This window comes from Brevibacillus brevis, assembly GCF_001039275.2.
In the GTDB taxonomy this organism is placed as follows: Bacteria; Bacillota; Bacilli; order Brevibacillales; family Brevibacillaceae; genus Brevibacillus; species Brevibacillus brevis_C.
Genome location: NZ_CP030117.1, coordinates 1573459 through 1586433 on the forward strand (window position 1 = coordinate 1573459; position 12975 = coordinate 1586433).

A 12975-nucleotide genomic window follows, 5' to 3' on the forward strand; every position below is an offset into this window, starting at 1 on the left:
GGGAGATTCCATGTTGCCAGAATCCATTCGTGAAGAGCTGCGTGCCATTGTCGGAGAGAAAAACTGTCTCGACAAACAGGAAGCATTAGTCGCCTATTCGTATGACGCGACACCAATGCAGCAAGCATTGCCGGATGTGGTCGTCATGCCGAAGAGCACAGCCGAAGTCCAACAGGTCATGCGAGCTGCAGCACGACATCACATCCCGATTGTGACGCGTGGAGCAGGCTCCAATCTATGCGGCGGAACGATACCAGTCGGGGGCGGAATTGTCCTGGTGTTGAGCCGGATGAATCAGATCGTAGAGATTGACGAGCAAAATTTGACGATAACGGTGCAGCCAGGAGTCCGAACGGTCGACATTCATCAGGCGGTAGAGGCACTCGGTTTGTTTTACCCACCCGATCCAGGCAGCATGGTCATCTCCACGATTGGCGGGAATATTGCGCTTAATTCGGGTGGACTGCGCGGGTTGAAGTATGGAACAACCAAGGATTACGTGCTGGGTCTCGAAGCTGTGTTACCGAACGGTGAGGTCATCCGCACCGGGGGCAAGCTGATGAAGGATGTGGCGGGCTATGATCTGACGAAGCTCTTGGTCGGTAGCGAGGGCACATTGGCGATCATTACCGAGGCTATTCTCAAGCTGATTCCGAAGCCACAGACACAGCGGGTTATGCTGGCGATGTTCGCCGATATGGCACAGGCGGCGAGGTCTGTTTCTGATATCATTGCCAATCGCATCATTCCCGGCACGCTTGAATTTCTTGATCAGGGCACGATCCGTGTTGTCGAGGATTTCAAACAGATCGGGCTTCCGACAGATGTGGCGGCGATTCTCCTGATCGGTCAGGACGGAGAGCCGCAGACGGTCGATCGGGACATGGAGCGGATCGCTGCGATTTGCGAGAAGAATGATGCCGTCCAAATCAAGGTAGCGACGACAGCGGAGGAAGCGGATGAGGTAATGACTGCCAGACGCAGTGCGCTCGCCGCATTGTCACGGATGCGCCCGACGACCATTTTGGAGGACGCAACCGTTCCTCGTGCCGCAATTGCGCCGATGGTCGCCGCGATCCAAGAGATTACAGAGCGTTACGGACTGCAAATATGTACCTTTGGCCATGCAGGAGACGGCAATTTGCATCCGACCTGCATGACAGACGCTCGCAACACGGAAGAGATCGAGCGTGTCGAGCATGCCTTCGAGGAAATTTTCGCGGCGGCAATCGAATTGGGCGGAACGATTACGGGAGAGCATGGCGTAGGGATCGTCAAGGCACCGTATTTGGAGTGGAAAGTAGGAGCCGCAGGTATGGAGATCATGAAAGGCATCAAGCACGCTTTCGATCCTCACAATCTCCTGAACCCTGACAAGATGTTTGCCAAACAGTCCCGGAACAGAGTGGTGGTCCAGCGTGCTTAAAGAAGCCTTGGTAAATAAACTCGATTACGATGAATTGTCCAACTGTATGCGCTGTGGCTTCTGTCAGCCAGCCTGTCCGACCTTTCGGGAAACAGGTTATGAGGCAGCTTCTCCACGAGGTCGCATTGCCTTGATGAAAGCCGTAGCAGACGGCGTCATGGAGCCGGACAAAGATTTCGTCGACCAAATGAATCTGTGTCTCGGCTGCCGAGCATGTGAGCCGGTATGCCCTGCAGGTGTGCCGTACGGTCAGCTAATCGAGCAGACGAGAGAAGCGATCGAAGAGGTGCAGGAGCATCCATGGTGGGTCAAAGCCGTCCGCAAGCTCGCGTTTTTCCACCTGTTTCCTTATCAGAAGCGCATGTACCAGCTCGGTGGATTCTTGCGCTTCTATCAGCGCTCAGGTGTGCAAAAAGCCGTTCGCAAGCTGGGGGTGTTGTCCATCCTGCCTAAGCAAATGCGGGAAATGGAAGCGATCATGCCTGAAGCATCTGGGAAGGGTATCGTGGACTTTTTCGGTGGCACGGTGATTCCAGCCGTAGGCGAGCGCAAGTATCGTGTAGGAATGTTTCACGGTTGCATCATGGATGTTTTATTCCATGAGACAAATCGCAACACCGTGCGGCTTCTCAGTGAGGCAGGCTGTGAGGTCATCATCGCTCCAGACCAGGTGTGCTGCGGTGCTCTCCATGCACATAGCGGTGAGCGTGAACAGGCTCGCCATCTGGCAAGAAAAAATGTGGCTGCTTTTCACAAGGCTGACGTGGATATCATTGTATCCAATGCAGGTGGTTGCGGGGCAATGCTACAGGAATACGACCATTTGCTGGCGGAAGATGCCGAGTGGCAAGAGAAGGCACAATGGTTCGCAGCACGCGTGAAGGATATTAGCGAGGTGCTTGCACTCCTCGTCGAGCCAAAAGCATGGCAGTCATTGCCACAACGGATCACCTATCAGTCCTCCTGTCACCTGCGCAACGGGATGAAGGTGACAAAAGAACCAGTGAACCTGCTGCAAGCCATTCCGGGAGCCACATACGTACAGCTCCGCGAGGGAGATCGCTGCTGTGGCTCTGCGGGCATTTACAACCTGGTGCAGCCTGAGATGGCCGGGAGCCTTTTGGATGAAAAAATGAGTCATGTAGCGGCTACCCAAGCAGATATTCTCGTGACCACGAATCCAGGCTGTCTGTTGCAAATGAAAGCAGGCATTCATCGAGCTGGACTGGAAGGAAAGATGGAGGCCGTGCACATCGTCGATTTATTGGCGCGTGTACAGCAGGAAGAGAAGCCCTTGTCTACCCCAGAGTGAGTGGGGATGACAAGGGCTTTTTCCGCTTAAGAGAGGCTAACTGTTTTGTGCTTTTTCCTGATCGTAGATATCCAGAGCGGCTTGAACGGCGCGCCCTGCGTGTACGCGGGCTCCATGCCGGATGAGAACTGCTTCCAACGCCCCTAGCACATGCAAAATATTTTTCTTCCGGCAACTGTAGCCCATTGTGCCAATCCGCCAGATGGTCCCTTTTAGCGGCCCGAAGGAACTGGCTATTTCAATATGAAAATCTTCGAGCAGCATGTTGCGGACTGACTCTCCGTCCAGCCCGTCAGGAATTTTGATACAGGTCACGACAGGAAGCTTGCAACTCGGATCGCCGTAGAGCTGCAATCCCATCGCCAATACACCAGCGACCAAGGCTTGTTCATGCAAGCGATGTCTGGCGAATCTCGCTTCCAGACCTTCTGTGAGGGCAATGCGCACACCCTCGCGTAAGGCGTACAGCATCGTTGTCGCCTCCGTATGGTGGTTCAGCCGCGAAGGTCCCCAGTAATCCATGAGCTGGCTCAAGTCAAAATAGTTGCTGCGGATCGTTCGGGTTTGAGCAGATTTCGGAGCAGACGGATCAGCGAGTCCACGCTCAATTTTTTTCCGTTGGAGCAAGAGTGCTTCTACACGAGAATTAAACGTGATAGGAGCCATCCCAGAGGGGACAGACAAGCATTTTTGCGTGCCGCCAATACATGCGTCGATATACCAATCATCTACCATCACTTCTGTTCCGCCAATCGAAGCGACAGCATCGACGACAAATAGGACATCCATCTGGCGGCAAGCTTCTCCGATTTCTTTCAAAGGCTGAACACATCCGGTGGATGTTTCGCCATGAACCATTGCTACGATTTTGGGCTGAACCCGCTCGATTTCGGCAATGACGTCCTGCGGTTCAAAGACACTTCCCCAGCGCGTTTCCATCGTAATCACATCTGCGCCGTACCTTTCCGCAATCTCCGTAAGCAAGTGCCCGAATCGTCCATAAATGGGTACAAGCACCCGATCTCCTGGTTCGATTATGCTACACAAAACGGCTTCAATGCCCGCCCGGGAGGTGCCATCAATAGGGAATGCCCAATGATTGGATGTCTGAAACAATTTCCGAAGCATCTCCATTGTTTCGTTCATGATGTTCGTGAATTCTGGATCGAATTGTCCCAAAATGGGTGAACCCATCACGCGAAGAACACTAGGCTCGGCCTCGACGGGCCCTGGCGTCATGATTGTCCGGTGTGAAGTGGTCAGTTCTTTGTATGCACTCATAAGCTCTCCCCCAGCTCTATCTATATCTACAGCCGTAGCACTACCGATCTTTTGTGCCCATCAAAAATCTATTTTGAAATGCAAGAAACCAGCTTTCCGCAGCGCCTCGTAAATGATGACGAGCGCTGGACCGAGTATCAGCCCGAAAAATCCCATCACCTGAAATCCGAGGAACAAGCTGACAAGTGCGGCCAGGGCGCTAATTCCCAGATTAGATGCGAGTACCTTGGGCTCAATAATGCGGCGGACGACCGTAATTACCAGGAAGATGACGATCAGGCCGATTGCCAAATAAGAGTTGCCCATCAAGAAGTTGTAAATAGCCCACGGGACGAGGAACGAGCCTGCGCCCAAGATGGGGAGAATATCGACGAAAACGATCATGAGCGAAATGACGGCTGCATATTTGACCTGCAAAATGAGCAATCCCAAAAAGGACAGCGTGAACGTCATTAGGCTCAAGATGATTTGCGCACGTAAAAACCCAAGGGTGGCACGGTTCAATTGAGAGATAACCACCTCGACCTTTTCACGAGCAGACACCGTGAACATTCTCATGAACCCAGCACGCAACTTCGGCAAATCGAGGCTGATCAAAAACAAGGCAACCAAGTAAATAATTGTCGAGATCAAAAAGCCCGGAACGATGGCTGCCACACCGAGAATGCCTTTGGCAACCGTAGAGGCTGAAGTAAGCGCCCAGCTTTTCAGCCCAGCGAAGACACTCTGGATTTCCGAGACGGTTTCGGCAGGTAGCGATTCATAGTAAGTTTCCCAGCTCATTAAATAGGACTCGACCAACTCAAAAATATGCTGCGAAAAAGCAGGTAATCGCTGAGCCAAATCAATTCCCTGAATCACGATCTGCGTGCCGATCCAGTACAGTACGATCCCAAAAGAAATGAGGAAAAGAAAAAAGGATGCGATTACCGCACTCATCCGATTCATTCGTAGCCTTTTGATAAGAAACAAGACGAGGGGCTCAACCAGAATTGCTGTTAACAGTGCTAGCAAAAAGGGGACGGAGTAAGGTAAAAGAAACAACCCGACTGCCAAAACCAGTAGCAGGATGATCATTTTCCGTATCGTCATGACTGCGCTCCATTCTGAATGAAAAATCGCTGTAAACTGATTCCCTTATTTTATCATTTTTCCAGAAACGAATACAACGAGCCCAATGATATCGCGAATTCTATAGATATTATCAGAAAAAATAAAGAAATAAAAAGAATACAAAAAAGGGGAAAACACAAAAAAACATGATATGATGCTCACCTATATACCACTCAAGTTTGATGCATATAAGCATATCGTCTTGAGAGTCACATCTTAATCTTTCATAGCGAGGTGTCAGAATGAAGCGGTTTGGATTAGCGATGCAGATTGTCGTCGGTCTCATTCTGGGTATCCTGGTGGGTGCTTTTTTTTACGGCAACCCGGCAGTGGCGACCTATTTACAGCCTATCGGTGATATTTTTCTCCGATTGATTAAAATGATTGTCGTTCCGATCGTTGTTGCCACGCTTATTGTTGGCGTAGCAGGCGTAGGTGACATGAAAAAGCTGGGCAAAATCGGTGGTAAGACAATTCTGTATTTTGAAATCGTTACCACGATTGCCATTATCGTTGGTCTTTTGGCGGCCAATATCTTTCAACCGGGTGTCGGCGTGGATCGAACAGTCCTTACGAAGACTGATATCCACACGTATGTAGATACTGCCGAAACGACACAAAGTCATGGCATGGTGGAAACATTCGTCAAGATTGTTCCTACCAACGTGTTTGATGCACTGGCTCGTGGCGACATGTTAGCTATTATTTTCTTCTCCGTTCTATTTGGACTTGGTGTAGCAGCTGCCGGAGAAAAAGGAAGGCCTGTTCTCAACTTCTTCAATGGGGTTGCAGACGCGATGTTCTGGGTTGTAAACACAATCATGCGTTTTGCTCCGTTTGGTGTTTTTGCACTGATTGGTGTTACCGTTTCCAAGTTTGGTTTGTCATCGCTCATTCCATTGGGCAAACTGGTTATTTTGGTTCACTTGGCCATGTTGTTCTTCATTTTGGTGGTATTGGGCATCATCGCACGTATCAGCGGAGTCAAAATCACTTCCATTCTGCGTGTACTGAAGGACGAGCTGTTGTTGGCTTACTCCACTTCCAGCTCCGAGACTGTACTGCCTAAAATTATGGAAAAAATGGAGAAGATGGGCTGTCCGAAGGCGATCACGTCCTTTGTTATTCCGACAGGCTACTCCTTCAACCTGGATGGTTCCACACTGTACCAGGCACTGGCTGCTCTGTTTATTGCGCAAATGTATGGTATTCACATGCCAATCAGCACTCAGATTACGCTGATGCTCGTACTGATGGTTACGTCCAAAGGGATCGCTGGTGTACCGGGAGTATCGTTCGTAGTATTGTTGGCTACCCTCGGCTCTGTAGGTCTCCCAGTCGAAGGTCTTGCTTTCATCGCCGGTGTAGACCGTTTGATGGATATGGCTCGTACGGTTGTTAACGTAGTAGGTAATGCGTTGGCAGCAATCGTGATCTCTCGTTGGGAAGGTCAGTTCGACAAAAAGAAAGCAGACGATTATGTTCAGGCTGTTAAAGTCGATCCGAGTGCTGCTTAATCTAAGCTATTAATAATTTTAAGAAGCCTCCTGTCAGTGAATAAGCTGGCAGGGGGCTTTTTGCTTTGGTTTGAAAAAGTAGCTGGGGTGGTGGGAAGAAGCGTATTTCCAGTCTACGCTTCGGCCTCCGCCCTGCTGTGGGTGAAGACTGTCCGCTTCGTAATAAATGGCGGGAGCGCTTCAAACGTAGAAAGTTTCGAGGAAGTAGTCCATAGGTGAAGCTGAAATTCCCCGCCATTTATTACGAAGCTGGGGCGGGCTCCAGAGGCGCTTGGACTGGAAATACGCTTCTTCTACGCGGCTTTTTTGCTAATTACCCAATACTCAAATTTTAATAAGTTGACACCAAAAACAGGAAAGAGTAATATGATACCAACAACTTGATAATAACATTTTGTTAATAACAAAAAGACAACAACAATTCAGCAGCAAAAAGAGGCGATTGGATGAAAGATAAATCACATGTAAATAAACGAGGTCAAACCGAACTGGAGTACTTGGAGGCTTATGATGTCAGCCAATTCGAGCGACCGTCTGTGACAGTCGATATGCTGGTATTCACCGTGATGGATGAGCTGGAGGAGAATTACCGCAAGCTCTCGCCCAAGTCGTTGAAAATATTGCTCGTGAAGCGTGGGGAGCATCCCTATATCGGCCAATGGGCGTTGCCAGGCGGATTTGTTGCACCTGGGGAGAGTCTCGAGGAGGCAGCCAGACGCGAGCTGCGTACAGAAACAAACGTAGACGACATTTACTTGGAGCAGCTCTACACCTGGGGTGATGCGGGCAGAGATCCTCGGACATGGGTCATCAGCACATCGTACATGGCCTTGGTAGACAGCTCGTCTTTACAGCTACAAGCAGGGGATGATGCAGATGAAGCGGAGTGGTACCGCATCGAGGACAGGTGGGTGAAAGAAACGAAGACGGCGACTATTGACGGCTCCATTACTGAAAAATGGCTGGAGCTGCGCCTTGTACATGAGAGCGAAGAGCTGTCTGCCACCATTAAGATCACCAAAACAGTAACGGGTCGCACGATACGTGAGACACGCGAAATTGTAGAGACGAACAACATCGCTTTCGATCATGCCAAAATCATTCAATACGCACTGGAACGATTGCGTAACAAGATTGAATACACGGACATCGCCTTTGCCTTAATGCCGGAGCTGTTCACGCTAAGCGATCTGCAACAGGTGTACGAAGTGATTTTGGGACGTGAGCTGTTGGCTGCGGCATTTCGCAGGAAGGTAGCCGACAAAGTGCTGGAAACGAATCAATATCGAAAACATGCCGGGCACCGACCATCCAAGTACTTCCGATTTAACCCGGAATGGATGGATCAGGCGTAGCCCCGTACCAGGGAGGAAATCAGAATGAATCAGGGACACAATCGAAGCGTGCGCGTACGAATCGCGCAAGAGACGCTGCAAATCATAGAGCAGGGCTACTACGTGAACAGAGCGGGAGAAAAGAAGAACATTACGGAGGATCTAGCTGCTGCCATCAGCCAGTCAATCTTGTATCGTCCAAATGATTTGACAGCAAACACAGTGCCATTGCTATCGAATCAAGCAGCGGCTGCACAGTTGCGTGCCAAAGTCGAGGTAACCTCGGAATCCAGTCTGGATGCAGCCAAGCGCCTCGTCGTTCACGAGAAACGAGCAGATACCGTTTGTTTGAATTTTGCTTCCGCCAAAAATCCGGGCGGAGGTTTCCTTGGGGGAAGCCAGGCGCAGGAAGAGAGCTTGGCGCGTTCCTCCGGGCTGTATCCTTGCATCGTGCAGATGCAGGAAATGTACACCTATCATCGTCAGTTGAAAACCTGCTTTTACTCCGATTACATGATCTATGCACCGCGTGTTCCTGTGCTCCGCGACCAAAGCGATCAGCTTTTGCATGATCCATATCTCTTGTCTTTTATTACGGCGCCTGCTGTGAATGCAGGGGTTATTCGTGAGCGAGAGCCTGAAAATATCGCGAAGATTGGCCCTGTCATGAAGGAACGCATTCGAAAAATCTTGCGGGCAGCAGCCATTCATAACCACCGGACGATCATTTTGGGAGCGTACGGCTGCGGAGTATTCCGCAACAAAGCGGAGGACGTAGCAGATTACTTTGCGACTGTTTTGATTGACGAACAGTATGCACAGCTTTTTGACCACATCGTTTTTGCCGTCTATGACAATTCTGCGCGCCAGGAAAACCTGCGAGCGTTCAAGGAGAGATTCGCATGAATGCGAAAAGCACCCGCTTTTTAGCAGACTGGAATTGGTTTGAAAAAATTTGGCTTATTTCGTTTACACTCGTTACCCTCTATTTGTATTTCGCATTGGATGATACATTCATCGGCTTGATCGCCTCCTTGACAGGGATGCTGAGTGTCGTGCTCGTCGCCAAAGGCAAGACGTGGAGCTATTACCCGGGTATCATCAATGTGGTTTTGTACGCGTTCGTCGCCTATGGGCAAAAGTACTATGGCGAAGTGATGCTGAATCTTCTCTATTTTTTGCCGATGCAATTCATTGGACTCTACCTGTGGCGTAAAAACCGCGTGTCCGAAGTGAAACAAAATGATGTCATGATTACCGTTTTGTCCAATCGAGCACGCATCTGGTGGACAATCTTGAGCGTCATTGCAACCGTCGCCTACGGATTTGTATTAAAGCAAATGGGCGGGGCCTTGCCTTTTGTCGATTCCTTGACGGCTGTGCTCTCCGTCATCGCGATGCTTTTCATGGTGAAGCGTTTGGTCGAACAGTGGGTGGTCTGGATCATCATTGATTTGTTCACGATCTACATGTGGCTGGTGGCGTTTTTGAAGGACGGAAGCGATATCTCGATGCTGGTCATGTGGTCCGCTTATTTGGTGAATGCCATCTACGGCTTGATGAACTGGGTAAGACAGTATCGCAAGCAAAGGGAGGAGCAGACATGGGGGGCGTAGGCTTCATTGGTGGAAAATTTTTGCCACTGCATCAGGGACATGTATACGCAATTACACAGGCGGCCTGCCGCTGTGACGAGCTGTACGTCGTTCTCTCGCACAGCCCGACTCGCGACCGAAAACTGTGTGAAGAGGCAGGGATCAAGGCCATTCCCTATGAAGTGCGCTTGAGATGGCTGTCCACACTGGTCAAGGACATGGAAAATGTCCGCGTACTGGCAGTCGAGGATCATGCGGATAGCGACGAGAGCTACGATTGGGAGGCAGGAGCAGTGGACATCAAGCGCAAGATCGGGAAAAAAATCGATCTGGTTTTCAGCTCCGAGTCCACCTATGATCCGATTTTTCGCCGTTTGTACCCGGAGGCAGCGCACATCATACTCGATGAATCGCGCAGCCAAGTGCCGATTTCCGCTACCCAAATTCGCCAAGAAGGGGTCTACACCCATTGGCAGCACATCCCTGCTGTTGTTCAGCCCTATTTCGTCAAAAAGGTAGTAGTGGTAGGAACAGAGAGCTGCGGGAAATCGACCTTGACCCGTTATCTTGCGAAAATCTACAACACCGTGTTTGTCGAGGAGTATGGGCGCACCATCTGCGAAGAGGTCGGGGGCTGCGATACGATTTTGACACCGGAGTATTTCCCGCATATCGCGTATGGACACAAAATGAAAGAGTACGAAGCGCTCCAGAAAGCCAACAAGCTCTTGTTCATCGATACCGAAGCGATTGTCACCCAGTTTTACTCTGAACTGTACACCGGGCAAACCTTCCCTGTCCTGGACCAGGTTGCCGAAGAGCAAGCGTATGATTTGTGGCTGTTCATGGAGCCAGATGTCGCGTGGGTGGATGATGGACTGCGTGTGCACGGAGAGGAGCCAGTACGCCTACACAATCATGAAAAGCTGCGTCAGATGCTGGATGAGCGTGGAATAACCTACGTGACACTGCGAGGAAATTATGCCGAGAGACTGCAAAGAGCTATGCAGCATGTCGATCAACTGTTGAAGACGACTTCTCAACGAGCTGGAATTGGGCTAGACTGAAGTCATCAAACGATTCTGACAGTAGAAGGGAGACGTGCTGCATGCAGTCGATCGTACAGCCGCTATCCCCCCTTAGCTTGAAGGAATGGGCAGTCGCCGTCAAAGCACTTGGAGAAGGTGAGCAGATCATCACGATCCGCAAGGGTGGATTATACGAAGAAACACGAGAATTCCGCTTGGAAAACAATCAATTTTATTTGTATCCGACCTATGAGCACCAGAAGCGCGACATGGTAAAGGCAGACTACCAACACCTGTTGGACGCGACCCTCGAAGGCTGGACAATGGACAAGAAGAGCGTGACGATTGAATACTTTGCCGAAGTAACCGATGATGTTGAACTGATGGACGATGCCAAGCTGCGTGCGCTTTCGCCCTTCCACATCTGGACGGATAATTTCGCAGATGTGCGCTTGCATTGGAAGAAAAAACAGCCGCTGCACATTTTGTTCGTGCGGATGTATCGATTAGAGCAGCCGATAGAAATCCCGATTGACGCTGCTTATCAAGGCTGCAAATCTTGGCATGATCTATTGGTGGATATTCCGCGAGCTGCGTTTACCCCTGTGCTTTCCGACGAGGAGTTCGCAGCGAAAAAAGCTGCGATCATGACCATTCTGCAAAGCTAACCATGTCATTCCAATCTTGTCTGGAGGGTTCTCATGAAAGCGATCTTGGTAACGGAATTAGGCGGGCCGGAAACGATGAAATATACCGAAGTCGAGATGCCGAGCATGTCACCTACACAGGTCCTGATCCGCGTCGAGATGACCAGTGTCAATTTTGCCGATATCAAATCACGATATGGAAAAAAGGGAGCAGCCAAGCTGCCGTTTATCCCGGGACTTGATGCGACTGGTGTGATTGAACAGGTGGGGGCAGAGGTGCATAGCCTGAAGGTGGGACAACGAGTCATCGCATTTCCGGCCAACGGATCGTACGCCGAATATATCGTGGCGGAAGAGAGCTTGACCTTTGCACTGCCAGATCAAATCAGCACGGAAACAGCAGCGGCTTGCCCAGTCGTGTCATTTACTTCGTACCAGCTATTGGCGAAGGTTGCCCGCATTGCCAAAGGGGAGACCGTACTGATTCACGCTGCGGCAGGCGGAATCGGAACCACGGCCATTCAATTAGCCAAGCTGCTGGGAGCAGGCCGTGTCATTGGCACAGTTGGTAATGAAACAAAGGCGAAAATTGCCTTGTCAGCCGGTGCCGACCATGTCATTTGCAATGATCGCGAAGATTTTGTGGAAAAGGTACGTGCGCTGACGGATGGTGCGGGAGCCGATGTCATTTTGGACTCGATTTCCGGAACGGTGAGCGAGCGTAGTCTCGAGTGCCTCGCTTGGTACGGCCGACTCGTCCATTTTGGCAATGCCAGCGGTGAAATCGGTCAGATCAAGACGATCGATCTGCATGCAAGCTGCCGTTCTGTATTAGGCTTCAGCTTTGGTACGACACGCAAGTTCCGTCCACACTTGTTGCAGGATACAGCCAAGCAAGTCTTGGAGTATTTGGCGAATGGTCAGCTCGACATCAAGATCGGCAAGCATTTTGCATTGGAAGAAGCAGCAAGTGCCCATGCGTTGGTCGAGAGCAGGGCGAGTACGGGAAAAGTACTGCTGGATGTGCGTTCGTAACGATGTGGAGCCCTTGCTGACTCAAAAGCGAGGGCTTTTTCTTTAGCATTTTGGAGAGGTGATTGTTATGCAGATGATTTCAACAAGCGAACTGGACAAAAATGTCATCACAGAATTTTTCATCAAACACTGGGGAAGTCCGCAAATGGTCATCTCCAGTGGCGTCTTCCAATGCGATGCGCTGGACGGCTACGCAGTGAAAGGGGAAGATGGTGCGATCAACGGATTTATTTCCTATGTACTCGAAGATCAGGAATGTGAAATCATTTCCTTGGACAGCGTGATCGAAAACAAAGGAATCGGGACCGCCCTTCTCTGTCAAGTAGAGCAGACCGCCAAAGAAAAAGGCTGCCACCGCATGAAGCTCGTCACCACCAACGATAACCTGCACGCCATTGGCTTTTACCAAAAAAGAGGCTATCAGCTTCACGCGCTGTACATCAATGCCGTGGACAAAGCCCGCCAAATCAAACCAGAAATCCCCCTGATCGCAGACAACGGCATCCCTATCCGCGATGAAATCCTTTTTATAAAAAAACTTTTTTAAAAAAGCACCGAAGAAGTAATAGCTGTCCGAAAAGCACAGGTACATGTTTGGAAGGAGACCGCCCGAACGAAGTGAGGAAAAAGGCGACTGGAAAACATGTGCCTGCGCTTCCCTGCGACCACCGCAGAATGAAAGCCTCT

The 12975-nt window shown here is 50.3% G+C and carries 12 protein-coding genes; 10 read left to right on the forward strand and 2 right to left on the reverse strand.

Annotated features, from left to right (window positions below):
* The first annotated feature begins 10 nt into the window (after positions 1-10).
* Positions 11-1426 carry an FAD-binding oxidoreductase gene (locus AB432_RS08090; RefSeq protein WP_048031832.1) on the forward strand — a complete coding sequence of 472 codons (1416 nt, stop codon included), beginning with the start codon at positions 11-13 and terminating at the stop codon, positions 1424-1426.
* A complete protein-coding gene (locus AB432_RS08095; RefSeq protein ID WP_053079557.1) occupies positions 1419-2738 on the forward strand; it encodes a (Fe-S)-binding protein in 1320 nt (439 codons plus the stop codon). The genes AB432_RS08090 and AB432_RS08095 overlap by 8 nt, the downstream gene beginning before the upstream one ends.
* 36 nt (positions 2739-2774) lie before the next feature.
* Here AB432_RS08095 and AB432_RS08100 read toward each other — a convergent pair whose 3' ends face one another.
* Positions 2775-4019 carry a pyridoxal-phosphate-dependent aminotransferase family protein gene (locus AB432_RS08100; RefSeq protein ID WP_048031834.1) on the reverse strand — a complete coding sequence of 415 codons (1245 nt, stop codon included), beginning with the start codon at positions 4017-4019 and terminating at the stop codon, positions 2775-2777.
* A 60-nt stretch (positions 4020-4079) separates the two neighbouring features.
* Positions 4080-5111 (reverse strand): sporulation integral membrane protein YtvI, encoded by a 1032-nt coding sequence (gene ytvI, locus AB432_RS08105; protein WP_048031835.1) that lies wholly within the window; start codon positions 5109-5111, stop codon positions 4080-4082.
* Between the two features lie 263 nt (positions 5112-5374).
* Here ytvI and AB432_RS08110 point away from each other — a divergent pair, with 263 nt between their 5' ends.
* From AB432_RS08110 to AB432_RS08150, 8 genes are all read left to right on the forward strand, one after another.
* Positions 5375-6649, forward strand: a complete 1275-nt coding sequence (locus AB432_RS08110; RefSeq protein WP_048031836.1) for a cation:dicarboxylate symporter family transporter — start codon at positions 5375-5377, stop codon at positions 6647-6649.
* A 446-nt stretch (positions 6650-7095) separates the two neighbouring features.
* Positions 7096-8004, forward strand: a complete 909-nt coding sequence (locus AB432_RS08120; protein WP_048031838.1) for an NUDIX hydrolase — start codon at positions 7096-7098, stop codon at positions 8002-8004.
* A gap of 24 nt (positions 8005-8028) precedes the next feature.
* On the forward strand, positions 8029-8889 hold the full coding sequence (locus AB432_RS08125) for a TIGR02452 family protein (RefSeq protein ID WP_048031839.1): 861 nt from the start codon (positions 8029-8031) through the stop codon (positions 8887-8889).
* Positions 8886-9599: a nicotinamide riboside transporter PnuC gene (pnuC, locus tag AB432_RS08130; RefSeq protein ID WP_048031840.1), complete on the forward strand. Its 714-nt coding sequence runs from the start codon at positions 8886-8888 to the stop codon at positions 9597-9599. Before AB432_RS08125 ends, pnuC begins: the two co-directional genes overlap by 4 nt.
* Positions 9587-10645, forward strand: coding sequence for a multifunctional transcriptional regulator/nicotinamide-nucleotide adenylyltransferase/ribosylnicotinamide kinase NadR (nadR, locus tag AB432_RS08135; protein WP_048031841.1), 1059 nt, complete (start codon positions 9587-9589; stop codon positions 10643-10645). The genes pnuC and nadR overlap by 13 nt, the downstream gene beginning before the upstream one ends.
* A 41-nt stretch (positions 10646-10686) precedes the next feature.
* On the forward strand, positions 10687-11274 hold the full coding sequence (locus AB432_RS08140) for a DUF1802 family protein (protein WP_048031842.1): 588 nt from the start codon (positions 10687-10689) through the stop codon (positions 11272-11274).
* Positions 11275-11307: 33 nt separating this feature from the next.
* Complete coding sequence (locus AB432_RS08145; protein ID WP_048031843.1) at positions 11308-12288, forward strand: quinone oxidoreductase family protein; 981 nt, start codon at positions 11308-11310, stop codon at positions 12286-12288.
* A gap of 67 nt (positions 12289-12355) precedes the next feature.
* Positions 12356-12835 carry a GNAT family N-acetyltransferase gene (locus tag AB432_RS08150; RefSeq protein ID WP_048031844.1) on the forward strand — a complete coding sequence of 160 codons (480 nt, stop codon included), beginning with the start codon at positions 12356-12358 and terminating at the stop codon, positions 12833-12835.
* The last annotated feature ends 140 nt before the right edge of the window (positions 12836-12975 follow it).